We start from the raw sequence: 22,000 nt of genomic DNA, 5'->3' as shown, positions 1-22,000 counted from the left end.
GGGGTTGATTGTGATGAGGGTGTATGTTTCCATTCTCTCAGAGTCTTATTGCAACTTTGTGCTGCTTCAGAAAGTAGCAGTAGCAGATTCAGTTTCCATTCTCTCAGAGTCTTATTGCAACATTTAGAGGATTTTGGTTTGGATGTTGTTGCGAGCACGTTTCCATTCTCTCAGAGTCTTATTGCAACTCACGGGAACGGGGACGTTGGCTGGAGCATGGATGTGCGTTTCCATTCTCTCAGAGTCTTATTGCAACATGAATAAGTATGTCAAGCGTGGTGCTTACGTGATGGTGTTTCCATTCTCCCAGAGTCTTATTGCAACTCCCAAACATTAACCTCCAACACATCATACCACAAATGGTTTCCATTCTCCCAGAGTCTTATTGCAACCGATAGCGATTATTACAGTCGTGATAGCTGCGACGATAGTTTCCATTCTCCCAGAGTCTTATTGCAACATATACCCCTTAAGCATCATACTGTATGATGATACATGTTTCCATTCTCCCAGAGTCTTATTGCAACCCTTAACTCCCAGGGGGCTATGAACCCTATATCCGATGTTTCCATTCTCCCAGAGTCTTATTGCAACCAGAGGATTGGTATTGTTTGGGGCGTTATGCCAATATTCCAGTTTCCATTCTCCCAGAGTCTTATTGCAACAGTCATATGGATTAAACATAAATCAGATAGACGTGAGAGTGTTTCCATTCTCCCAGAGTCTTATTGCAACAGGTTTTTATGTTGGATTTATTAATTAATTGTGGGGGGTTTCCATTCTCCCAGAGTCTTATTGCAACGAAGTCTCTAAGCCGCTCGCTCCAGTATCCTCTTGTAGTGTTTCCATTCTCCCAGAGTCTTATTGCAACCATAACCGTAGAGAAACCCCTGAACCCTGAAGAAGCAGTTTCCATTCTCCCAGAGTCTTATTGCAACAGCCAGTTGGCAAGCGTCTGGGCTTAAGCGTTACTGCAGTTTCCATTCTCCCAGAGTCTTATTGCAACACCAGAACATCGAGATTGACAAGCTGATAACCATCAGCGTTTCCATTCTCCCAGAGTCTTATTGCAACCTGGTGCCATCCAACAGCCTGCTCAATACCTCCATACGTTTCCATTCTCCCAGAGTCTTATTGCAACTAACTACTCGAACCTAAGTCATAAGCATTATCTGAACCGTTTCCATTCTCCCAGAGTCTTATTGCAACTTAATGTTAAACTGGGTTGTTTTAGGGACTGAGTTTGTGTTTCCATTCTCCCAGAGTCTTATTGCAACAAAACGATACTTCACAGTATACGTTAGCCATGATTTCAGTTTCCATTCTCCCAGAGTCTTATTGCAACATGAGAAGTACAGGGAGCTTTCCTCAGTGACGAGCCAACTTCGTTTCCATTCTCCCAGAGTCTTATTGCAACCTAGTGGGGAGCGTGATGGGGTCCCGGCCCTGCAGGGGTTTCCATTCTCCCAGAGTCTTATTGCAACACTAATTGGGTTCCGGATTTGAATAAGCTATTTGATGTTTCCATTCTCCCAGAGTCTTATTGCAACGGTTAGGTTTTATGTGAAGGATTGGTCGCCGAGTGGTAGTTTCCATTCTCTCAGAGTCTTATTGCAACAGTTCTACGAGGAGGCCAAGCCGTTTGAGTGTGACAGTTTCCATTCTCTCAGAGTCTTATTGCAACTCACTCAGCACACTCGCAAAAGACTCAACACACAACACTCGGTTTCCATTCTCTCAGAGTCTTATTGCAACAATACAGAAGGTGTTGAACAAGTGGATTTTTTCTGTTCGTTTCCATTCTCTCAGAGTCTTATTGCAACTATATTGCCCTGCTTTGACTTCACTATCTTTACCCAGTTTCCATTCTCTCAGAGTCTTATTGCAACATAAACCATTTCTGTTCCATTCATATCACCTTTTCTGTTTCCATTCTCTCAGAGTCTTATTGCAACAAGGGTTTGGGTTTGTGGTGTTTTGTGTTGGTGTTTGTAGTTTCCATTCTCTCAGAGTCTTATTGCAACAAAATCAACCCCTTCCTTGTCAAGAACTCACTCCCGCGTTTCCATTCTCTCAGAGTCTTATTGCAACTCAACCTTTTCAACCTATCCTACCGATTCAACCTTTCTGTTTCCATTCTCTCAGAGTCTTATTGCAACGACGATGAGACGAGGGAGGCAGTCCTCTGGAGTATGTTTCCATTCTCTCAGAGTCTTATTGCAACGCTTATTTACGCACCCACGCTAGAGTTGAGGGCCCTTAGTTTCCATTCTCTCAGAGTCTTATTGCAACAAACTACCAAGGAGTTATGTGCAGTATCCCTGAAACTGGGTTTCCATTCTCTCAGAGTCTTATTGCAACGACAACGCCACATACTATTACTACCGAGCTACAGACGCAGTTTCCATTCTCTCAGAGTCTTATTGCAACTGGAGCAGATATTCCCGGAATCGTTAGTGATATTATCGTTTCCATTCTCTCAGAGTCTTATTGCAACCAGAACCATAAATTAATACATCTCTCATCCTAATAAGTTTCCATTCTCTCAGAGTCTTATTGCAACGAGACGTGAGAGAAACCCTCGAACCATTTGAGACACCAGTTTCCATTCTCTCAGAGTCTTATTGCAACGCAGTGAACAACGAAATACTACTTGAGTTCATGAACCCGTTTCCATTCTCTCAGAGTCTTATTGCAACTATCTCTTCATATCGTTTCGCCCCCGTTTTGCTTGTAGGTTTCCATTCTCTCAGAGTCTTATTGCAACTAAGATCTTTGGGATAAGGACGAGCACGTACGCATCAGGTTTCCATTCTCTCAGAGTCTTATTGCAACATGGTATATCATTCAATGAATCCAGAGGATGTCACCAGTTTCCATTCTCTCAGAGTCTTATTGCAACGAGGAGGTGGTTTGATTTCTCATTTTTTGATTGTGAAAGGTTTCCATTCTCTCAGAGTCTTATTGCAACATATTGTATTTTGAAGTTGCAAATTTGATTGTTATAAGTTTCCATTCTCTCAGAGTCTTATTGCAACCCGGGGGATGTTGTTTTGATTACTCCTCGTTCATTCAAGTTTCCATTCTCTCAGAGTCTTATTGCAACTGTGCCCTCTGAGGGCTCCTACGTGCTGGAAATACAGGTTTCCATTCTCTCAGAGTCTTATTGCAACTGAATGGGGTGACGTCATTTTACAACGTTGACTATGACGTTTCCATTCTCTCAGAGTCTTATTGCAACAGGGCGGGTTTCTCCTCAGTTTGTCCTGCAAGACCATATTAATCCCCGGATTTTATAAGTTTTTCTGTGGAGGGGTCTTAAAAGAGCCCCCAAAAGACCGGATTTCCAGCCATTAAAAAGCCAAACCCAACGGACAAAGCTAACAAGCAGGACTTTTCCCATGGTGCACTCTTATGAGCATGGGACTTCCAAAGGAAGGAAAAGAGCCCAAACAGGCAAAAATGGCGTTTAAACCCTTTAAACTCAAAAAACTCCAATTTCTGTGGGAAGGGCTGGATTCCAGGCTCTTCCCTTCCTCCGCTCAAAACTCCGAAAAAAATTCGTTACAAAACGCACAAAAACCTGTAACAAAATGTTAAATAATAACACAAGGTTACTAAAGACTTCCAAAATCCTTTGAAGGCCTCTTTCGGGTTAAATCGCCGTTTAACCAGAAGATTTTAGAATTAAAGACATATAAGCCTGATAACGCCCAAAAAGGCCGGAGAGGAGCCTTATAATCCATGCCTCAGTGCGACCCAGAGGAGGTAGAGAACGGCAAGTGCGATCACGTAACCAGCGGCGACCAGGAGGAGCTTGAAGAGCACGTAGAGGATGAGGAAAAGGAAAACCAGGTTTATCAGCCCGTAAAGTCCCCCGGGGAGTAAGAACCCGTACTCCGGGTAGTTTCTCATGAAGGCCCTGCCGTAGCCCCTTCCTCTTCCCGGCATTTTTTGGCCCCCTAAAATTCAAAAGAGGGAAAAGTCACCACCAGCCGAAGAACCTGGAAAGCCAGACTCTCCTGCTTGGCTGGCCTGTCCATGGGCAGTAGCCGAGCCTTCTACCTATCCCTCTTCCACTGCCCCAACCGCGTCCCCTTCCCCAGCCCCTGCCCCACCCGGGGCCGTAGCCATAGGTCGGGTACGGGCCGTAGGCTGGAGCTGGAGTGGGGGGAGTTGTAGCGACAGCTGGGGGAGCAAACCGTCCCGCCGTGCCACTGGCGACAGCCTTTATCGCCTCTTCTACTGGAGTTCCGGGAGAGACCTGGTGGAGCCTTATGCCCGCCGCCTGTATGGCACCGAGGGCGTTTGGTCCAACCTGGGGAGCTATTACCGCTTCAACGCCCTCGTTGATGAGGGTTTGAACCACCATCGGGCCTGCTCCCCCGCCGGCTGTTGAAGCTGGATTCCGAATGACCTTCTCGCTCAGGATGTTTCCGTTTTCGTCCACTTCCGCTATGTATAGGGCGGGAGCACGGGCGAACACAGCTGCAACCGTGTCGTTCCTTCCTCCACCGTTGGTCGGGATCGCGATCTTCATACTCATCACCCCAATATTTTGTGCATATGCACAAAATTTAAACTTTTCGGTTCACCTAACTGCGGGTCCCCTGCTCTTCAGCCTGCGCATGTAAAAGCGCTTCCCGTTGTATTCCAGCTCTATTAGCTTTCCTTCCACCAAAAGCCTCTCAACAACGCCCCAATCGGCGTTTGCCTTTCTGAGAAACTCCTCAACGGCCTCTTCCCTCATCGGGTGCACCGAGGTGATGCCCAGCAAATCCTCCTCAACGTTTCCGGTGAAGGCGAAGGCGTTGCCCTCGTAGCCTATCAAATACTCGACGCGATCTTCACCGAGCTTCCCGGCGAAGGTCTGGAAGGCATGGTTTATCACCTCTTCCTTAGCTGGCCTCACCCACTCCTCGGCTGGGGGCCTCGTGGGGGTCGCTATATAGGCTATATCCGGCTCAAGCTCCGCTAAGAAGTCCGCTATCCTCTCAAACTCGTCGCCATAATCTATGCCATCCACAAGCATCGTTTCGGTGACCACTTTTCCCCCGAAGACCTTCCTGAACTCGAGCATCCCCTCGAGGATTCTCTCAAGGTTCAGGCCTTTGTGGGGTCTGTCCACTTTCCTCCAGAGGTCTTCGCTGACGGCATCCACCTTGAGGGAAACAAAGTCGAACTTGAGAAGGTCTTCCCTAACCTCTTCGCGCCAGATGAGTGATGAATTGGTAAGTATCGCGAGCGGGATTCCGAGCGTTTTCAACAGCTCGGCTTCTCTCCCGAGGTTTGCGTCGAGGGTAGGTTCCCCGTCTGGAACAAAGGTTACGTAGTCTATCCTCTCGCCCCGTTTTCTGGCTTCCTCGACCTTTTTCCTGACCTCGTCAAAGATCAGCTCCGGCTCATAAAAGGGCCTCCTCTCAAGCTCCATCCTCAGGGTTCTGCCTATCTGGCAGTAAACGCAGGCGAAGGAGCAGACCTTATCGGGGATGTTGTTTACCCCGAGGCTCCTCCCGAGCCTTCTCGAAGGGACCGGCCCAAAGGCTATCATGCCACCACCGCGATTAGGTTAACCTAAAAGCGTATAAACGTTTGGCTGAAGGAAGAGAGGGTGAGCCGTAATGCCAAAGGTAGAGCCCTTTGAAAAGCACCGCGACCGCTATGAGGGCTGGTTCGAGAGGCACAAATACGCTTATCTCTCGGAACTTGAGGCTGTGAAGACGCTTTTGCCGGGGGAAGGTAAAGGGGCGGAGATAGGCGTAGGGACCGGTCGTTTTGCGGCACCTCTCGGAATAAAGCTGGGCATCGAGCCCTCCAAAGCGATGGCAGAGGTAGCTAAAAAGCAGGGCATAGAGGTCATCGAAGGCGTTGCCGAAAACCTCCCCTTTTCCGATGAGAGCTTCGATTATCTTCTGATGGTCACGACAATCTGCTTCGTTGACGAGCCTGAAAAGGCCCTGCGCGAGGCCTACCGCGTGCTGAAGCCGGGCGGGGCTTTGGTAATAGGCTTTGTTGATAGAAACAGCCCGATCGGAAGGCACTATGAGGAGCACAGGGAGGAAAGCGTTTTTTACAGGGACGCGAGGTTCTTCTCGACTGAGGAACTTCTGGAGCTCCTAAGAGAGGTCGGCTTCAAAGAGTTTGAAATTGTTCAGACGCTCTTCCACAGGCTGAACGAGATAAAAAAAGTCGAACCCGTTAAGCCCGGCTACGGTGAGGGGAGCTTTGTGGTTATAAAGGCCGTGAAGTGATGGTTATGCTGCTCTCGAAGATAAAGAAAAAGGCCCTGAAACTGGTTGGGGGGCTTGAACTGGTCGATTTCGGCTTTGCTTTGCCCTACACGTGGGTTTTGGTTGAAGGCCCAGAGGGAAAAGCCCTGGGCGTTGCGATGACCCTTCCGGAGGAAGTCCAGCGCTACAATAGCTCGATAAGCGAGCCTTCACTTGAGGTTTTCATTGGGAAAGCGGACAGCCTGAACGTGATCGAGCGCACTTTAGGATTGGCGGCAATCAACGCGGTCTCCCAGTACAACATAGACCTTAGTAACGCGGATTGGACTGACGTGCTTGGGCTTTTGCCTGAGAACGCCGGCAGAGTGGCTTTGATAGGCAACATGCCTCCGCTGGCTGATGAGCTCCGCAGGAGGGGCTTCAAAGTCTTCGTCTTTGAGAGGAACGCCAAGCTCTGGGACAAAGATACTTACAGCGACGCTTTAGAGTACCACCTTTTGCCTGAGATGGACGCCGTTATAGCGAGCGCGAGCTGTCTGGTTAACGGAACCATTGACATGCTCCTCGACAGGGCGAGAAAAGCCAGGCTCTTCGTCCTCACGGGCCCTACGGGCCAGCTTTTGCCGGAGTTCTTGAAGGGAACCGGGGTAACGCACCTTGCCTCCATGAGGGTGGTTGACATCGAAAGGGCACTCCTGGGCTTGAAGCTCGGCTCCTTTAAGGGGTTTGAGGAGGGGAACAGGAAGTACGTGGTGGAGGTCTAACTCCTTCGGAGCGGAAGAAACCTGCCAGTTCTTTCCGAGTACCTTCTCCACCCCTCGCCGAACCTCTCTTCAAGGCTCTTCTCCTCTTCGCCAATGAAGGCCATGACGGATAACCAGTAAACGAGCGGAAGGAGAAGCATGAGGCCGCCAATTACGAGGGAGAAGCCGGGGAGGATTAGGATGCCCCAGATCGAGTATATCGGATGCCTAACCTTGGAGTAGCATCCTGTGGTCAGGAGCTCGCCCCTCGCGTGGGCCCTCGAAACCTGGAGGTAGCAGAGGAGCCAAAGAGCCAGCCCGGGAACGAGGAGAAGAAGGCCAAGAGGCGGGGAGGATAAACCTATCTCAAACCTCGCGTTTAGATAAAAGGCGAGGAAGGCATAGAGGCCAGCTATAAGCCCGGTCTTCGGCTCAATTCCCCAGAACCTCATGCTCACCCCTCATCGATCGGCTTTCTAACAGTTCTCTTCTCCTGCACCTGCTCCCAAAGCTCTTCGAAGTCCTCAAAGACCCTCTGGAGGGCGAGCCTTAGGTCCCTGGTCCTGGTAAAGAAGGCCACCTTTTTGGTCTTGTCCCTTATTCTGAGGAAGTTCGGGCCCATCCTGAAGGCGGCCAAAACGTCAACGTCGAGGAGCTGGCCCAAAACGGCTTTGAACTTCTCCGGATCACCGTGGCCCTCGTCGTGTTTCTCCTCAAAGTCCCTGGCCTTGTTCGGCCTCTTTTCCAGGAGTTTAACGCTACCGTCCTCACAGATCTCGTAGATCGCGAAGAACTCCGAGTCGCCGTAGTGGGCATCGGTAAGCGTCTCTTCGCCCTCCATTCCGAAGGCAACTTTAAGGCACCTCATGCTATCACCTTTTGAGCGTATGCACAAACTTTAAAAGTTTTTAGGTTCGCCTAATTCGGGGGTGGGAGGTTGCAGATAGCCGTGAGCGGTGGAAAAGGGGGCACCGGAAAGTCCACCGTCGCCGTTAATCTCGCGGTAGCGCTCAGGAAGCTGGGGGCCAATCTCACAATGGCTGACCTGGACGTTGAAGCACCAAACGACCACCTTCTCCTCGGCCTTGGGCTGGTCAACGAGGAGCCGGTGAACCAGTTCATGCCGCTCTTCGACTACTCTAAGTGCACCCGCTGCAGGAAGTGCGCAGAAGCCTGCGAGGAGCACGCCATAATCACCCTGAAGGATGGAACGCCTTTCCTCATACCAACCCTCTGCTCCGGCTGCCGTGCATGTGAGATAGTCTGCCCTGTTTCCGGGGCAATCATCGGGGGGGCGAGGCTGATCGGGCACACCTACGTCACGCCAACGCCCTATGGCTTCACGCTGGTGACCGGAAAGCTTAGGGAAGGCGAGGAGAGGTCGATGCCCCTTGTCGTGGCCGCCAGGAGGAAGGCCGCCGAAATCCACAAAAAGAGCGGAGGTATCTTACTCATCGATACTGCCGCAGGAACCGGCAACACAGTTTCGAAGGCAATTGAGTTCTCTGATCTCCTTATAGCCGTCACGGAACCAACCCCGCTCGGAATCCACGACACGGAGCTAATCCTCGAACTGGGGAAACTTATGGGAATCCCCACGTGGGTTGTGATAAACAGGGCCGACCTCGGGGAGAAGGGGAAGGTCTACGGGCTGGCCAAAAAGTACGGCGCCGAAGTGGTTGCTGAAATACCCTACAGCGAGAACATAGTGAAGAGCTACGTTAGCGGAAGGCCGATAGCCCTGGGCGATTACCCCGAGGCGGAAATATTCAGGGCGCTTGCCGAAAGGGTTCTCGCTTTTGGGGGTGGTGAGTGATGCAGTTAACTATAGCGAGTGGCAAGGGCGGCGTTGGGAAGAGCACGATAACGGCTTCGCTCCTTTACCTCCTTAAAGACCGTTACAGGCTCATAGCCGTCGATGCGGACGCGGGAGCACCGAACCTCGGCCTTCTCCTCGGCGTTGAAGAGTGGGAAGAAGAGAGGGAACACTTCGGGGCCAGGGTAGCGAGGATAAACACGGGGAGCTGCATAAGGTGCGGCATCTGCATGGAGCACTGCCCCTACGGGAGCATCTACGTAGACGGTGAGGGCAACTACGTGGTTAACGGGCTCACCTGCGAGGGTTGCAACGTCTGCGGCCTGGTCTGTCCAGTTAAGGGGGCGATAAGCCTCGAAGAGGTTCGCTCAGGAGTAATAAGGAAGGCAACCACCAGGTACGGCTTTCCGATCATCTCCGCTCAGCTTGATGTTGGAAGGCCCGAGAGCGGAAAGCTCGTCACTGAAGAAAAGGAGTGGGCGAAGAAAATAATGGAGGAGCTAAACCTCGAGCACATGATCGTTGACTCCGCCGCCGGAATCGGCTGCCAGGTTATAGCGAGCCTCGGAGGAGCAGACGTGGCCATACTTATAGCCGAGCCAACGCCCGCTTCCCTCTCCGATGTCCAGCGCGCCTACAGGGTCGTCCAGCACTTCAGGGAGCCGGTTTACCTCATAATCAACAAGGCTGACATGAACCCCGGGTTTACAGAGCTGAGGAGGTGGGCCGAAAGCGAGGGTATCCCGGTACTTGGGGAAGTCCCCTACGACAGGGCAATTCCCCAGAGCATGGGTCTCCTCAGGCCGGTCGTTGAGGCCTTTCCCGATTCAAAAGCGTCGGGAGCTCTCAAGGAGATAGCCAGGAGAATAGCGGAGGAGATACTCGGCTGATCACTCCTTTTCCATTCCTGGCTCTTCGTTTCCCTGCGGGAGGATTATCAGTTCCCTCCCCTCAACGAGCATCTGGGCAACTTTCTTTCTGGCAGAACTAAGGGCCCTCCAGACGGTGCCCCTGGAAACACCCATCCTCTGGCCCGCTTCCTCCTGGGTCAAACCTTCGTAATCGACGAGTCTAAGGGCCTCGAACTCCTCATAGGTCATGAATATGGGAGTTTTGGGTGGAACCATCGGGGGAAGAGCGGGATGGAAGTGTTTGACCTGGGGGATGAAGCCGATCATTCTCATCTTTCTCCTCCTTCCCCTGCCCCAGCCCATTCCACGCGGCATAATCCTCACTCCCTGCTCCCTTTCGGGGGAGGCTTTATGAAGCTTATGCGCGATTCAGAATTTTGACCTGCTGGGCCTTAGGCGAGATAAGGCTGACAGAATCGTTTTGTCTGGCTAATGCGGCGGTTTTAAAAGTTTAAACAAACGGCAGAACGACCGGGAACGTTTTTTCCTTTGCGGTTTCAGCGCATCCCTCATATAGGGGAAGCTCTCTAATCCAAAATGAGGTGAGGACCATGAGGGGTGTAAAAGCCATACTTGTAATGGCAATGCTGGTGCTGTCGGTGGTACCAGCCTACACAATGGTCGGGGCAGCTGAGGCCGGGCAGGCTTCAGCGCAGGCCCAGGTTAATGCCTCTGCCAATTTTAATGCAACCGGGCAGAAGGCTGCAGAGAACCTCCTGAGGATGGTTGACAGACTGGCAAACTACACCAGTGGGCTCATTGCAAACGGGAGCAACATCACCAGTGACATCATTGAGCAGTTCAACAAGGCGGAGGGGCTCAGGAGCGAAGCCTGGAGCCTCTACAACAGCGGTGACTACAGGGGAGCCATCGGGAAGGCCATTGAAGCCATGAGGTCTTACAAGATCGTTATAAAGGCCATAGTTAAGGGCGAAGCAGTGGAGACAGAGAGAACGGGCCCCAGCAACGAGACCATCGCCAGGGTCGAGGCCCTCAGGATGAACGGCTACTTCAGGCACGCTGAGATAATCATCAACGCTGCCAAGATGAGGGGAATAAACACCACGGAAGCTGAGAAGCTCTACAACGAGACCAGAGAAGCCTACAGGGAGGTTGTAGAAGACGCTATGAGCGGTAACAGCACAGCACTCACGGAGGACCTTAAGAAGGCCAGGGAGCTGAAGGGGCAGCTGGATGAAGCCCTCGGGGAGCTCCAAAAGGAGTTCCTTAAGGCCAGTAACGGACCAATAACCAACGCCTTTACCTTAAGGCTGGAGATGGAGATCAGGAACCTTCAGATGCTCAGAAACGCCCCGGGAATAAACGCGACCCTTGTTGACGAGCTCATGCAGCAGCTGATCCAGCTCCGGGAGAACGTGACACAGCTCGTCAGAGAGGGCAAGTACATGGAGACCCTCGGGATAATAAAAGAATCTACCCCGAGACTCAAGCTCGTGGCTGCTCACCTCAGGTGGGTCCAGAAGAATGACGAAACGCACTGGCCCGTCTGGAAGCCAGAAAACCCCGGAAAGCGCCCGTGATCTCTTCTTTCTTCTTCCCCCCGTAAACTTTTTTAAAGAGGTCTGTTTTATAAATGCCCGAGGTGAGAAAATGAGCCGCCACATGAGGCCGTTTTTGTCGCTCTTCATCATGATCATCGCGGGCTTGCTAATGGTTCCGGTTGGGGGTCAGACCGTTTCGTCCCTCTCTCTGACCGTCTACGAGGATGGTTATGTGCTGGTCAACGAGACTATCTCAACCGCAAACTACACTGTAGTTCTCGAAGTTCCCCTCCTTGGTCAACAGGTGGAGGGATTGGTGGCCCTCGACGAGAATGGAAACCTTCTCCCTGTGGAGATAAACAACGGTAACGTTACGATTTACTTCGGGGATGCTACCCTAGTGAAGCTCTCCTACTACACCCCTGACCTGACCTCGAAGGAGGGGGCCGTCTGGACAGTATCCCTTGAGAGCCCGGTTCCTGTTACGATAAGCCTTCCGTCCAATGCTGTGATAGTTGATCTGAGCGACGTCCCACTTGAGATACGCGGGAACACCCTGCTGATGCCGCCCGGAGACGTGAGCGTCTCTTACCTTATACCGATAGGAACCAAGACGACGACAGGATCCCCTGGAGGGACTGAAACCACAACCACTACTTCCCAGAGCCAGACTACTACAACATCCACCGGTGGAGGCGGGGGTTCAGGCTCGGCCAGGTGGATAGGGCTCGTTCTGGCGCTTTTAATCGTGGGAGGCGCGGCCTACTTGCTCCTCGGGAAAAAGAAAACCTCTGAAACTCGAAGTTGGAGCCCAGAGGCTCTTGAGAGGTTCCGCCAGAAGATCGATGCAATGACAGATCTAAACGACGACGAGAGAGACGCCCTGCTGTTCCTCGTTGAAAACGGGGGTAAAGCGCCTCAGTCCAGGGTCAGGGACGCCCTTGGCCTTCCCAAGAGCACCGCCTGGAGGATGTTCAAGAGGCTTGAAGAAAAGGGCTTGGTGAGGGTTTACAAACTTGGCAGGGAAAACTGGGTGGAACTGGTCCTTGAGTGAGGGATAGCCGTTGTCCCTCTTTAAATTTCTCCCTGAAAGGGCCCTGATGGTTGGAAAGAACCTGCTGGTGGCTGATCTTCACATTGGTTTTGAGGAGGCCCTTGCGAGCGAGGGCCACTACGTGCCAAAGCTTTTGGGGGATCTTGTTTCCTCTCTCAGGGATGTTCTCGAGAGGGAAAGGCCCAAAAGGCTCATAATAGACGGCGACCTCAAACACTCCTTCGTTCCCATTAAGAGGGAAAAGGCGGAACTTAGGGCATTTTTCGAGGGCATCGGGGGGTTAGTCGGTGAGGTCATCCTTGTAAGGGGCAACCATGATGTTGGTGTTCTTTGGCTCAGGGAGCTCGGCGTTGAAATCGTCGACGAGCTGAGCCTTAAAGGGTGGAAAGTTGTGCACGGGCACAGACTTGAAGAGGGGGAGCGCTTCATAATAGGCCACGAACATCCTTCAATACGGCTGAGGGACGAGGTTGGGGCGAGCGTTAAGGTGCCCGTCTTCCTGAGGGGCGAGAGCCTTATAGTCCTCCCGGCCTTCAGCCCCTGGGCCTATGGAAACGACGTAACGAGGGAGATCGTTTCCCCGTTTTTGAAAAAGGCCAATGTTCTCGAGCTAAGGGTTCTGGTTCCCGTTGGTGGAGAAGTCCTGGATTTTGGAGAACTCGGGAAGCTTCTGGAGGCCATGAGAAAGATCAGCCAGGTTTGATTTTGGATACCAAAAAAGTTTTTAATTGAACCTAATAAGTGAGAGCTATGATACGCCGGGCTGAAAGGGAGTACAGCGACGAGGAGATATTCTCCATTCTCACCGAGCCTGTTAGGGAGTGGTTTAAGCGGAAGTTCGGGAGCTTTACTCCCCCACAGCGCTACGCCGTCGTTGAGATACATAAAGGGGAAAACGTTTTGATTTCTTCCCCCACCGGCTCTGGAAAAACCCTATCTGCTTTTCTCTCGGCTATAAACGAGCTGATTCTGCTTGGAAAGGAGGGAAAGCTTGAGGATAAAATCTACGTCCTCTACGTCTCACCGCTCAGGGCTCTCAACAACGACATAAAGCGCAACCTCGAGGGGCCCCTGGCGGAGATAAAGGAGGTCGCGAAGGAGCTCGGCTACGAGCTACCTGAAATCCGTATCGCCATAAGGACGAGCGACACCTCGAGTTATGAAAAAAGCAAAATGGTGAGAAAACCGCCGCACATACTCATAACCACTCCCGAAAGCCTGGCGATAGCTTTAAACGCCCCAAAATTCAGCGAGAGGCTTAAGACGGTGAAATACGTCATCATTGACGAAGTCCATGCCCTGGCTGAGAACAAGCGCGGCTCACACCTTGCCCTCACGATGGAGAGACTCCAGGAGATGGCCGGAAGGGAGTTCGTGAGGATAGGCCTGAGCGCGACGATACACCCTCTTGAGGAGGTAGCGAAGTTCGTCTTTGGCTTCGACGACGAGGGGAGGCCTCGGCCTGGCATTATAGTTGACGTGAGCTTTGCAAAGGAGACTGAGATAAAGGTGGAAAGCGTCGTTGAAGACCTTGTGTACACCCCGGCGAATGTTCTTGGCGATGCCCTCTACAACCGTCTGGCCGAGCTTATAAGGGGACACAGAACGACGCTCATCTTCACCAATACCAGAAGCGGTGCCGAGAGGGTCGTGTTTAACCTAAAAAAGCGTTTTCCCGAGTTTGGGGGCCTTATAGAGACCCACCACTCAAGCCTTTCCAGGGAGGTCAGGTTAGATGTGGAGGAGAAGCTGAAGAGGGGGGAACTTAAGGCCGTCGTCTGTGTCTCTGGGGACTCGAAGATTCTGACCGAGGAAGGCCCCGTTGAGATTAAAGATTTGGGCTCTTCGAGGATCACTGGAGTGGATTCTTTCAAAGCGAGGTTCGTGAAGTTCAAGGAGCCCCACAGGATACCCTACAACCGTAAAGGCATCAGGATCAAGACCAGGCTTGGCTTTGGTATCGTTGCGACGGGGGAGCACAGGTTCCTCACAGTTAGGGACGGGGAACTCAAGTGGGTTGAGGCTGGAGAGCTTAGAGAAGGCGACTACATCGCGGTCGTCAGAAGACTTCCGAGCCCGGAGAGGGAAGTTTCAATTTTTGAAGTCCTTCCCGACTCCGCTTACCTTCACCTCAAGAAGGGCTTCCTCGGGGAGCTTGAACTTTCAATACGGGCAAAATTCGGTTCAGTTGGTGCCTATGCGCGCCATAGGGGATGGGATGCCTCTTACCTCAGCGAGCAACTCAACGGCGTTTACCCCTTCAGATGGGGCAGGCTGAAAGTCCTTCTCAGAGATGCGGGGCTTGAAATAAGTGGAGAAGACGTTGAGGGAATAACCTCCGACAGGGATCGCTACACCCTGCCTTCCACCTTTACTCCCAGACTTGCCAGACTGCTGGGCTTCTGGATGGCCGGTGGCTCGTGGAAAAGCGGGACCCTGACCCTGTTCTCGACTGATAGGGAAATGCTCGAAAAGTACCGGGAGCTGGGCAAAGTAGAATTCGGCGTTGAGGGGATTATAAGAAAACAGAACGAAAGCACGTGGGCGCTTGAAATTCCCTTCGCCCTGCTTCCGAGGATTTTCAAAGCTCTAACGGGAAAAACTGGGGGAAAGTCCAGGAAGGGGGTTTTCCCCTCGATAGTTTACGTCCTTCCCGAAGAGCACAAGAGGGAGTTCTTGGCAGGCTACTTCGACGGAAACGGCTATCTGAGGGTTAAGAATGGACGGGTCTGTTCAGCGGGCTTTTTGACGTTCAAGAGGGAGTTTGCTGAGGGGATTAGAGACGTCCTCCTTCAGCTTGGGGTGGTATCTTCCATCAGAGCCAGAGGTTACGACGAGGTTGAGCATTTCAGGGGCGAGGAGATACCTGAGAAGGGCGCCGCTTATAAGGTGGCCGTCATCGGCTGGGAGTACTTAAGGCGGTTCTTCGAGAAGATACTGCCCTGGAGGAGTGACCTTTCCAACTGGGAAAGACTTTACTCTGGGAGGTACTCAAACCTCGACGTGATTCCTGGAATTGGGAAGCGCTTGAGGTACATCCGTGAAAAGCTCGGGATAAGCTCCTATCGCCTTCAGAAGATGAGTCTCTACAACCCGGTGAGAGCCGAACTCGGGGCACGTGAAATTAGCAGGAGGAATCTCCTAAAGCTTCTTGAGGTCTATGAGGAAGAGGCGAAGGACAGGGGAATACGTGAAGTTCTGGATGAAATTCAAAAACTGAAAAGCCTCGCCGAGGGAGATGTCTTCTTTGACAAAATAACGTCACTTGAGCCTGCCTACATTGGTTATGCCTACGGGGTAATAAACTCTGAGACAGGGAACTACGTCGTGAACGGCTTCGTCTCAAAAAACAGCTCAACAAGCCTGGAGTTGGGGATTGACATTGGAACTATTGACCTCGTCGTCCTTATAGGCTCGCCGAAGAGCGTCAACAGGGCCCTGCAACGCATCGGGAGGGCCGGCCACAGGCTCCACGAGGTAAGCGAGGGGGTTATAATCGCCCTCGACCGCGACGACCTTGTTGAGGTGACAGTTCTGGCCCACAACGCCCGCAACAGAAGGCTCGATAGGGTTAGAATCCCGAAGAACCCCCTCGATGTTCTGGCTCAGCACATCGTTGGAATGGCGCTCCACAGGGTGTGGGACGTTGGTGAGGCCTACCGCGTTGTCAGAAGGGCCTATCCCTACCGCGACCTTCCCTTCGAGGACTTCATGGGCGTCCTCCGGTATTTAGCAGGGGAATACGCTGGTTTGGAGGACAGGAAGGTCTACGCCAAAATCTGGCTCGAAGATGGCAAGTTTGGAAGACGGGGTAAGATGACTAAGGCGATATACTATATGAACGCCGGAACGATTCCCGACGAGGCAAAAATCAGCGTTTACACGATGGACAAAAGAATGATTGGGACGGTTGAGGAGGAGTTTGCCGAGAGGCTGATGCCGGGGGATATCTTCGTCTTAGCCGGGAGAACCTACGAGTTCGTCAGGAGCAGGGGCAACAAGATATACGTGGTTCCCAGAGAGGGGGCGAAGCCGACAATTCCAGCCTGGTTCTCCGAGATGTTGCCTCTGAGCTTCGACCTTGCCCTTGACATACAGAGGTTTAGGCGGGAAGTTAAAAGCCTCATAAATAGAAAGGACGCGGTCAAGAGGCTGGCAAGAAAGTATGACATAGACGAGAAAGCGGCGAGGGCTATCATCGCTTACTTCCGCGAGCAGGCGAAGTATTCGGTTGTTCCCGACGATGAAACCGTTCTTGTTGAAGAGGTGGAGAAGGAGAACACCTACGAGTACTTCTTCCACACGCTCGTTGGCAGGAAGGCAAACGACGCCCTGAGCAGGGCCTTCGCCTACGCGATAAGCAGGCGGAAGGGGGCAAACGTTGGAATAGCCATAAGCGACAACGGCTTCCTCCTGAGGGTTCCAAAGGAGGCGAGGCTTTCGGAGGTCGAGATAGGGGAGCTTTTCCAGCTTGAAGACATCCGTGAGGTTCTCAAGGGGGCCCTTGAAAACACCGAGCTTTTGAAGAGGCGCTTCAGGCACGTTGCCAACCGCGGGCTGCTCATCCTCCGGCGCTACTTGGGGAGGAGCAAAGGACTGGGGAGACAACAGGTAATGGCTGTGTCTCTTCTTAAAGTTCTGAAGGAGCGCTATCCGGACTTTCCTCTGCTGAAGGAAGTCTATCGCGAGACAATGGAGGACAAGATGGACGTGGAGAATGCCGAGCTCTTTCTGAGCTGGGTTAGGAATGGGAGGATCAGGGTTGTCGTCGAGAGGCACAACGTCCCAAGCCCCTTCGCCTTCAACCTTGAGGTGATTGGGGCGAGCGACGTTGTTTTGATGGAGGACAGGAGGGAGATGATAAAACAGCTCCACAGAAAAATAATGGCGATAATAGAGAAAGGCTGAGGGCTCAGAAGACGTTGAGCCTGTCCTCCAGGATCATCTTCTGGATCTTGTTTATGTCTGCCAGCCATGCGTCGGCTATCTCGTAGGCCGGCCTCTCGATGACGTCAAGCGAATAGCCCTTCTTCGGTATTATCTGAACGCTTGCAACCAGGGGCTCATCGATCGGCTTGCCGATCTGGCTCAGGATTCTGACGTAGACCTCCTCGACTCCCTCGACCTGCTCGGCTATGTCGTTGGCTATCAGCATTGAGAGGAGGTTGTAAATCTTTCCAACGTGGCTGACGGGGTTCTTGCCCGCGGCTGCCTCCATGCTCATGTGCCTGTTCGGGGTGATTAAGCCATTGACGCGGTTGCCCCTTCCAACGGAACCGTCGTCTCCAGCTTCAGCACTCGTTCCCGTGACGGTGATGTAGTAGATGTCGTTCTCCGGATCATCGGCTGTGTTGACGTAAATCTTAGTCGGCCTCTGGGTGTGGGACTCGACAACTTCCCTGGCCGCTTCTTCGATGGCCTCTTTAACGGCCATGTAGTCATCTGGATTGTCCACTTCGCTGTCCACTATAGCCGCAGCTATGGTCAGGTCTATCTCGTCGCCCTTCCTGAGGCCCATGACCTTGATGTCCTCTCCAACGGCCGGCCACTTCTTCTTGAACTCGTCGCTGTTGAGGAGCTTTTCAGTCTCGAGGACGATTTTCTCGGTCTCGCTGAGCGGGGCGTAGCCAACTCCAAAGGAGGTGTCGTTGGCTAAAGGAATTGGGTTTTCCCTGGCTTTGTTGAATACACCGACGAGGTCAACGCTTCCCTGGCCTATGCGCGAGTCAATAACGACGTGGTGCTCAATGTCAAGGTGCCTGACCGCTTTCCTGAGGTAGTCCTTGGCGGCCTTTATGGCTACCTCATGAACCGGGAAGAACTCCCTGTCAACCATCTCCACGGCCCTTCCGGAGAGGAGGATGTATATCGGCTTTATGACCTCACCGCCGCCGAACCTTGGGTAGGCCCTTCCGCCAACGACCTCAACCTGGTCGGTGTTGTGGTGGAGGATGATGCCGTAGCGCTTTATATACTCCCTGCTGAGGGCCCTGCTGACAGCCTCAGCTATGCCATCCGCTATACTGTCCGGATGGCCTATGCCCTTTCTCTCAACGAGCTCCACCTTCTGCATCTCAACCGGGGTCCTTACGATCTCCTCAACCACTATGTTCCTGACCTTCTCGACCATGAGCGTCACCTCCATGGGTATGAGCGGGTCTGTCCATCAGCTTATATGCTTTTCGGCATGAAGTCACCGTGGGAATATTCCTGGCGGTTATTGGGACTGAAAGCCTTAAATACCAAGCCGATAAATTTCAACGACGGTCGCGCTCGGTGGCCCGGGCCCGGGAGCGGGCTTGTGCCGGCGATGAGCGGGTGTGACGATGCCGGGCGCACAGGGCCCGAGCTCCGGACCGCCGGAGAAAGTAGAAAAGCTTACCGTGAAGGCAGGGGATCGCTCGGGCCCACATCAGCTTTCTTTGACTCCCAGGGCTTCGAGGAACTTTTCCGTTATTGCCTCCTCAACGAGCCGTAGGAGGGAGTTTTTGTCCTTGGCCAGCTTGAAAATCCCGAGGGGGATCCTTGCGCCACCCATGGCCGGGTGTCCTCCTCCGCTCCCTATGTCACTGAAGGCTTCTTTCATAACTGCCCCAACGTTCACCCTCACGTCCCGGGTTCTGGCGGATATCTCTATGGAATCGTCGACGATTCCGAATACCAAAACCGTGCTTATCCCCTCGAGCCTCAAAAGGAAGTCTGCTGATTCCGCTATGGCGTCCCTGTTGTTTATGAACCCAACGTTTGAAATGAGGAGGTTTTTGTATGTTCTTCTGTTCAGTATTGCCCTGGCCAGTATCTCCGCTGTCTCAAGGGAAATATCCGGGTGTTCGATTCTGTCCAGAATCTCGTAGTTGACTTTGCCCGCGAGAAACTCGATAGCCTTAAGATCCACATGGCTAAGTTTTGAGAACTTCTTCGTGTCTATGTATATCCCGTAGAAAAGGGCAGTTGCAACGTTCTCTGGCGGGACTATGTTCAGGGATTTCATGTACTCCGTTAATATCGCCGCGGATGACTTAACTTCCGGCCTTATGTCGATGAAAACATCACCCGGCAGGTAGTCGTACAGGTGCTGGAATACCTGGTGGTGGTCTATTATCACCTTTACTCTCTCAAGATCCTCCTTGTCGAGGACTGTTATGTTTCCGTTTGGCTGGGCATCAACGATGGCTATAAATTGATGTCTTCTGAGCTCGTAGGAACCCTTTGAAAGGCGTCTTATATTGATCCCAAGAAGGTTAACGAAGGCCTGATTCTCGTGGTGTGTTATTTCCCCGCCGTAGCCTATTGTGGTCTTCAATCCCGCATTCTGGGCGATCATGGAGAGGGCCAGCGCGGATGAGAGTGCGTCTGGATCCGGGTTGTCGTGGGTTATTATCAGGAGAGAGTCCCCGCTTTTTTTCAGCTCTTGAAGTTTTCTGAACAAAAGGGTGGCGTTTTTCTTTTCGCCGAGTTCCAGCAGGGTTCTCAAAAACGCGTCTATTATTGCCTTCTGCGGGTAAATGCCGTAGTCTATTCTGGCCTCCTTTTCGAACTCCTCGCGGATTGCATTTTCTAGCGTCTCTTTGGGCGTATCATCCGGAAGAAGCGCTATTATTGGGACACTGGGGTTATTGCCCCTGATTATGTAGGCCGTTTTTTTAACAGTGTCGACGTTCCTTGTCGTTATAACAATGACGTCAGCTTTCTCAATGCCCGCTTTGAGGAGCGTGGCCGTGTACGAGAAGTCGCCCTGTACAACGTTGAATCCCCCCTCAGAAAGGGACTTGGCGCGTATTTCGTCCTTCTCTATTATCGTTATATCAAACTCCCCTTTGAGGGCCTCGGCTATCTGACGGCCAATGCTACCACCGCCGAGTACCAAGATCCTCATAATCACCACCTATGATCAACAACGTTTAAATAGGTACGTTGCGTAACTCAAACCCGGAGCTCTTTGCATCGTTTAACTTAGGAATATATATAGGTGTCGCTGCTGGTCAGAACAACAAACAACAAGATGGTGGGAATATGAAGCTGCCCGGCTTAACCCCCCTCAAGGAAAACATTGTAATAGTCTCACCAGGGGATTTGCTCAGGGAGATTCAAAGTATCCTCTCAACTGCAGAGGGGGCCTTCATCAAGATTTTCGGCAAAAAAAGCGGTCAAGGGTATTACATGGAGATTCTGATGGATCGCTCAAAGATTCTGGCAATTGAGGGTCAGGAAGTTGGCTCTGGAAAGAACATCTCTGGAGAGGAAGCACTTTCGCTCTTCAGAGAGCTCATTAAGGGACCGGTGATAGTTGACCTCTACGCCCTCGATGAAATAGGCGTGAAGCTGTCAATAGCTGACAACCTTGAGGCATACGCCGAAACTCCCAAAGTTCCGATAGCGGATCTGTTTTTCCCCGAGGAATCCAAAACTTCCCCGCAAGAAGTTGCACAGACAGCCCCTCAGGCAGTCCCTGAGCCAGCTAAGCCTCCAGAGGAGAAAAAACCAGAGCCCACCCAGAGGGCTGCGAGTGCGAGGACTGTGGAAGAGGTTGAGATAGTAAACGAGATTCCGAACGGAGACTTCTTGAACGATGCTCTCAGGGAGTATGCCAGGTATCTAATATCTGAGGCCAACAGAGTTAGAACACTGCAGCTGACTAAGATCGTATTCTCGGGAGAGGTGAGTAAAGGGGTTCTTTATCTCAATGTCCACATGTACGGACACAGTGAAGGGCAGATGAGAGAAATTGCAGAGAAGAGAATGCTTCACGCCATAAGCACGCACGCCCCGGTGATACTTAGGGTGGCTGACATAAAGCCGATACTCAAGGACATTAAAGTGATTCTGGATGGGAAGGAAGTTGCTCCCCAGCAGATAATAGATACGGACAAGAAGAAGACGGGAAAAGTGGACAAGGAGGGCAGAATAACCCTTTCCGTTCTTGAGGACGTGTGGCCATATTTCAGCGCGATGGCCAGGACCGTAATCGAGGAAATCCGGGGTGCGGGAATCAACGTTACGGCCGCCAGCTTTGACATCAAGGGCCGCAGGGAGTTTGAAGTCAACGCGAAGCTCGTCGTTGAAACGGACCTCCCAAGGGAGAGTGTCGAAAATCTCGTAAGGAGTGTCATCACGAGGCACTCCAAAGATCTCGGGAAGACCCTCAACAGGTATATAACCGTGCACAACATTGAGGTGGAGACCGTTGAAAAGGCAGTCCCTGCAGTCCAGGCCAAACCAAAATCCGCCAAGGCGGTTCAGATAATAGAAAAGAAAACGGAGCTGGAGAAAGAGGTTGAAAAACTCCTGGAACAGGCTGGTATTGATGAGCTTACCTTCCTCACCGAAGAGAAAAAGAAGGAGAGTGAGCAGGCCCTTCTTAAGAGTAGGATAGAACCTGCCATGGAAACCCTTAAGGCGAGGCTTCATACGGAGCTTAAACTAATCCCCCGCGTGACGTTCAAGTGGCTCAAACTAAGCTGGGACGTTCAAGACAGCACGGTTTACGTAAGCATCGAGGCGTCCTTCCTCAAGGAGGAAGTCGGTGGCCTCTTCGGATCTTTCTCGGGCGTTGATGAAGAAAAACTCAAGAACGATGCAAAGGAAACTATCCTGCGTGCCATCCGGGATGTGTCCAGGGAGTACAGCATCTCCATAAAGCTTAGTAAACTCAACGTTATAGTAAGGTAGATCTCCTTTCCAACTTTTTGTGGTTTCTCCTTTCTATATGAGTAAACCTTTGTTCTGTGGGGTCCTGCCCATCTG

18 protein-coding genes and 1 CRISPR repeat array (1 of these 19 cut by a window edge) are annotated in these 22,000 nt (G+C 52.0%); of the genes, 10 read left to right on the top strand and 8 right to left on the bottom strand.

Annotated elements, in window-relative coordinates; genetic code table 11:
• A CRISPR array of direct repeats spans positions 1-3,241; the repeat unit is 30 nt; unit sequence GTTTCCATTCTCTCAGAGTCTTATTGCAAC; it reaches 316 nt to the left of the window's first position.
• Between the two features lie 173 nt (positions 3,242-3,414).
• Positions 3,415-3,600 (top strand): hypothetical protein, encoded by a 186-nt coding sequence (locus ACZ47M_RS07680; protein ID WP_315343021.1) that lies wholly within the window; start codon positions 3,415-3,417, stop codon positions 3,598-3,600.
• A 135-nt stretch (positions 3,601-3,735) separates the two neighbouring features.
• On the opposite strand, the gene ACZ47M_RS07675 is transcribed toward ACZ47M_RS07680, so the two are convergent.
• Genes ACZ47M_RS07675 through ACZ47M_RS07665 form a run of 3 tightly spaced genes read right to left on the bottom strand, consistent with a single transcriptional unit; the run spans position 3,736 to position 5,551 of the window.
• Positions 3,736-3,951 carry a hypothetical protein gene (locus ACZ47M_RS07675; RefSeq protein WP_315343022.1) on the bottom strand — a complete coding sequence of 72 codons (216 nt, stop codon included), beginning with the start codon at positions 3,949-3,951 and terminating at the stop codon, positions 3,736-3,738.
• 34 nt (positions 3,952-3,985) lie between these two features.
• On the bottom strand, positions 3,986-4,540 hold the full coding sequence (locus ACZ47M_RS07670) for a NifB/NifX family molybdenum-iron cluster-binding protein (protein WP_315343108.1): 555 nt from the start codon (positions 4,538-4,540) through the stop codon (positions 3,986-3,988).
• 51 nt (positions 4,541-4,591) lie between these two features.
• Positions 4,592-5,551, bottom strand: coding sequence for a radical SAM protein (locus tag ACZ47M_RS07665; protein ID WP_315343026.1), 960 nt, complete (start codon positions 5,549-5,551; stop codon positions 4,592-4,594).
• Positions 5,552-5,621: 70 nt separating this feature from the next.
• Between ACZ47M_RS07665 and ACZ47M_RS07660 the strand changes: the two genes are divergently transcribed.
• Positions 5,622-6,251, top strand: a complete 630-nt coding sequence (locus tag ACZ47M_RS07660) for a class I SAM-dependent methyltransferase (RefSeq protein ID WP_315343029.1) — start codon at positions 5,622-5,624, stop codon at positions 6,249-6,251.
• Positions 6,252-6,256: 5 nt separating this feature from the next.
• The gene (locus tag ACZ47M_RS07655; protein ID WP_315343111.1) at positions 6,257-6,994 is read left to right on the top strand and encodes a Rossmann-like domain-containing protein; all 738 of its coding nucleotides are present in this window, start codon (positions 6,257-6,259) and stop codon (positions 6,992-6,994) included.
• On the opposite strand, the gene ACZ47M_RS07650 is transcribed toward ACZ47M_RS07655, so the two are convergent.
• Both ACZ47M_RS07650 and ACZ47M_RS07645 read right to left on the bottom strand, forming a co-directional pair.
• Positions 6,991-7,425, bottom strand: coding sequence for a methyltransferase family protein (locus tag ACZ47M_RS07650; RefSeq protein ID WP_315343033.1), 435 nt, complete (start codon positions 7,423-7,425; stop codon positions 6,991-6,993). The genes ACZ47M_RS07655 and ACZ47M_RS07650 overlap by 4 nt on opposite strands.
• A gap of 2 nt (positions 7,426-7,427) precedes the next feature.
• Positions 7,428-7,841 carry a NifB/NifX family molybdenum-iron cluster-binding protein gene (locus tag ACZ47M_RS07645; protein WP_315343037.1) on the bottom strand — a complete coding sequence of 138 codons (414 nt, stop codon included), beginning with the start codon at positions 7,839-7,841 and terminating at the stop codon, positions 7,428-7,430.
• Between the two features lie 69 nt (positions 7,842-7,910).
• On the opposite strand from ACZ47M_RS07645, the gene ACZ47M_RS07640 reads away from it, so the two are divergent.
• Both ACZ47M_RS07640 and ACZ47M_RS07635 read left to right on the top strand, forming a co-directional pair.
• Positions 7,911-8,789 (top strand): ATP-binding protein, encoded by an 879-nt coding sequence (locus ACZ47M_RS07640; RefSeq protein ID WP_315343040.1) that lies wholly within the window; start codon positions 7,911-7,913, stop codon positions 8,787-8,789.
• On the top strand, positions 8,789-9,679 hold the full coding sequence (locus tag ACZ47M_RS07635; protein ID WP_315343042.1) for an ATP-binding protein: 891 nt from the start codon (positions 8,789-8,791) through the stop codon (positions 9,677-9,679). Before ACZ47M_RS07640 ends, ACZ47M_RS07635 begins: the two co-directional genes overlap by 1 nt.
• Here the strand turns inward: ACZ47M_RS07635 and ACZ47M_RS07630 are convergent, their stop codons facing one another.
• Complete coding sequence (locus ACZ47M_RS07630) at positions 9,680-10,015, bottom strand: DUF134 domain-containing protein (RefSeq protein WP_315343114.1); 336 nt, start codon at positions 10,013-10,015, stop codon at positions 9,680-9,682.
• A gap of 236 nt (positions 10,016-10,251) precedes the next feature.
• Between ACZ47M_RS07630 and ACZ47M_RS07625 the strand changes: the two genes are divergently transcribed.
• The 4 genes from ACZ47M_RS07625 to ACZ47M_RS07610 all read left to right on the top strand — a co-directional run bounded on the left by ACZ47M_RS07625 (position 10,252) and on the right by ACZ47M_RS07610 (position 17,164).
• Complete coding sequence (locus ACZ47M_RS07625; RefSeq protein ID WP_315343044.1) at positions 10,252-11,241, top strand: hypothetical protein; 990 nt, start codon at positions 10,252-10,254, stop codon at positions 11,239-11,241.
• A 70-nt stretch (positions 11,242-11,311) separates the two neighbouring features.
• Positions 11,312-12,256, top strand: a complete 945-nt coding sequence (locus ACZ47M_RS07620; RefSeq protein ID WP_315343047.1) for a helix-turn-helix transcriptional regulator — start codon at positions 11,312-11,314, stop codon at positions 12,254-12,256.
• Positions 12,257-12,302: 46 nt separating this feature from the next.
• On the top strand, positions 12,303-12,959 hold the full coding sequence (locus tag ACZ47M_RS07615; RefSeq protein WP_464883393.1) for a metallophosphoesterase: 657 nt from the start codon (positions 12,303-12,305) through the stop codon (positions 12,957-12,959).
• A 47-nt stretch (positions 12,960-13,006) separates the two neighbouring features.
• A complete protein-coding gene (locus tag ACZ47M_RS07610; protein ID WP_315343050.1) occupies positions 13,007-17,164 on the top strand; it encodes a DEAD/DEAH box helicase in 4,158 nt (1,385 codons plus the stop codon).
• A gap of 4 nt (positions 17,165-17,168) precedes the next feature.
• Here ACZ47M_RS07610 and ACZ47M_RS07605 read toward each other — a convergent pair whose 3' ends face one another.
• Together ACZ47M_RS07605 and ACZ47M_RS07600 are read right to left on the bottom strand one after the other, a co-directional pair.
• A complete protein-coding gene (locus ACZ47M_RS07605; RefSeq protein ID WP_315343117.1) occupies positions 17,169-18,386 on the bottom strand; it encodes a methionine adenosyltransferase in 1,218 nt (405 codons plus the stop codon).
• Positions 18,387-18,668: 282 nt separating this feature from the next.
• On the bottom strand, positions 18,669-20,132 hold the full coding sequence (locus ACZ47M_RS07600) for a DHH family phosphoesterase (protein ID WP_315343051.1): 1,464 nt from the start codon (positions 20,130-20,132) through the stop codon (positions 18,669-18,671).
• A 137-nt stretch (positions 20,133-20,269) separates the two neighbouring features.
• Between ACZ47M_RS07600 and ACZ47M_RS07595 the strand changes: the two genes are divergently transcribed.
• Positions 20,270-21,925, top strand: coding sequence for a DUF2226 domain-containing protein (locus tag ACZ47M_RS07595; protein WP_315343053.1), 1,656 nt, complete (start codon positions 20,270-20,272; stop codon positions 21,923-21,925).
• The last annotated feature ends 75 nt before the right edge of the window (positions 21,926-22,000 follow it).

Source organism: Thermococcus waiotapuensis (genome assembly GCF_055384795.1).
The sequence above is the reverse complement of the archived record's forward strand: the minus strand, read 5'-3'. Positions and strand labels throughout refer to the sequence as shown.